1 protein-coding gene is annotated in these 1,986 nt (G+C 74.9%); it reads right to left on the reverse strand.

The window, feature by feature from the left end; translation table 11 throughout:
• On the reverse strand, window positions 1-1,986 hold a 1,986-nt coding region (locus B7L92_RS28495), incomplete at both ends, for a condensation domain-containing protein (protein WP_255311187.1).

A 1,986-nucleotide genomic window follows, 5' to 3' on the forward strand; every position in this document is an offset into this window, starting at 1 on the left:
GAGGGTGCCGGTGAGGACCGGCGCTGTCGTCTCGTTCCAGGTGGTCAGGGTGTCGGTGCGCTCGTCGGCGGACAGGACGTCCACGGTGCCGACCGGGGCGTCGGGGGTGGCCACGACCGCGCGGAGCACGCGCTCCAGCCGGCCGGTGAACGCCTCGATCGTGGCCCGGTCGAACAGGTCCACGGCGAAATCCACGAACCCGTCCAGCCCGGCCGGGGAACCGTCCCCGCCCGACCGCTCACCGAAGCTCAGCGCGAGGTCGAACTTGGCCGCTCCGGTGCCCAGCGGCAGGATCTCCGCGTCGACGTCGGCCAGCGCGAGGTGACCGCGTGCGTCGTTGTCCAGGGTGAGCATGACCTGGAAGAGCGGGTGGCGGGCCAGCGAGCGCTCCGGGCTGACCAGGTCGACGAGGCGTTCGAAGGGGACGTCCTGGTGGGCGTAGGCCTCCAGGTCGCTCTCCCGGACCCGGTCCAGCAGCTCGCGGAAGGTCGGGTCGCCGGAGGTGTCGGTGCGCAGCACCAGGGTGTTGACGAAGAAGCCGACGAGGTCGTCCAGGGCGCTGTCGGTGCGGCCGGCGACCGGGGTGCCCAAGGGCACGTCCGTGCCGGCGCCGAGCTTGCCCAGCCAGACCGCGACGGCGGCCTGCAGCACCATGAAGAGGCTGGCGCCGGACTCCCGGGCCAGCGCGGCCAGCCCGGCGTGCACCTCGGCGTCCAGGGTGAACGGGACCACGTCACCGCGGTAGGAGGCGCGGGCCGGGCGCGGCCGGTCCACCGGCAGGGGCAGTTCCTCCGGCAGTCCGGCCAGTGCCCGGCGCCAGAAGTCCAGCTGGCCGGAGACCACGCTCGTCGGGTCGTCCTCGCTGCCCAGCACCTCCCGCTGCCACAGCGCGTAGTCCGCGTACTGCACCGGCAGCTCGGTCCAGGCCGGCGCCTCGCCGCGGCACCGTGCCGCGTAGGCGGCCGACAGGTCACGCGCCAACGGGGTCAGCGAGGAGCCGTCGGCGGCGATGTGGTGCAGGACGAGGAGCAGCACGTGCTCCCGCTCGCCGGCCCGGAACAGCGTCGCCCGCAGCGGCAGATCGGCCGCGAGGTCGAAACCGCGCGTCACCTGCTCGGCGAGGAGCGCGTCCAGGCCGGGCCCGTCCGCGTCCACGTCGACGACGGCCCACTCGGGCCGTGCGTCGCACGCGTCGAGAACACGCTGGTGCGGCACGCCGTCGGTGTCGGGGAAGACGGTGCGCAGCGGCTCGTGGCGGCCGACCACGTCGTGCAGGGCCGCGGCCAGCGCGGCGGAATCCACCGGGCCGGTGAGCCGCAGGGCCAGCGGGATGTTGTAGGTCGCACCCGGGCCCTCGAAACGGCCGAGGAACCACAACCGCTGCTGCGCGTACGACAGCGGCACCGCCTCGGGCCGGGGCATCGGGGTGAGCGTCCGCCGGGCCACCGCGGTCTCGCCGCCCAGCCGGGAGGCGAGACCGGCCGGGGTCGGGGTCTCGAAGAGCGCGCGCACCTGGAGTTCGGCGCCCAGCGCCACCCGGATGCGGCCGGTGAGACGGGTGGCGAGCAGCGAATGCCCGCCCAGCTCGAAGAAGCTGTCGTCGGGACCGACCTCCGGCACGCCGAGGGCGTCGGCGAACAGGGCGCAGAGGATCTCCTCCTGCGGCGTGCGCGGGGCGCGGCCGGTGCCGACGGTGGTGTGCTCGGGGGCGGGCAGGGCCTTGCGGTCGAGCTTGCCGTTGGCGGTGAGCGGCAGGGCGTCCAGGGTGACGAAGGCCGACGGCACCATGTACTCGGGCAGCACGGCGGAGAGCGCGGCACGCAGCGCACCGGCGTCCGGGGCGGAGGCGCCGTCGGGGACGGTGTAGGCGACGAGCCGCTTGTCGCCGGGGCGGTCCTCACGGACCAGGACGACGGACCGGCCGACCCCCTCGCAGGCCGTGAGCGCGGCCTCGATCTCGCCGAGCTCGATCCGGAAGCCGCGCAG

This window comes from Streptomyces viridosporus, assembly GCF_002078235.1.
Lineage (GTDB): Bacteria > Actinomycetota > Actinomycetes > Streptomycetales > Streptomycetaceae > Streptomyces > Streptomyces viridosporus.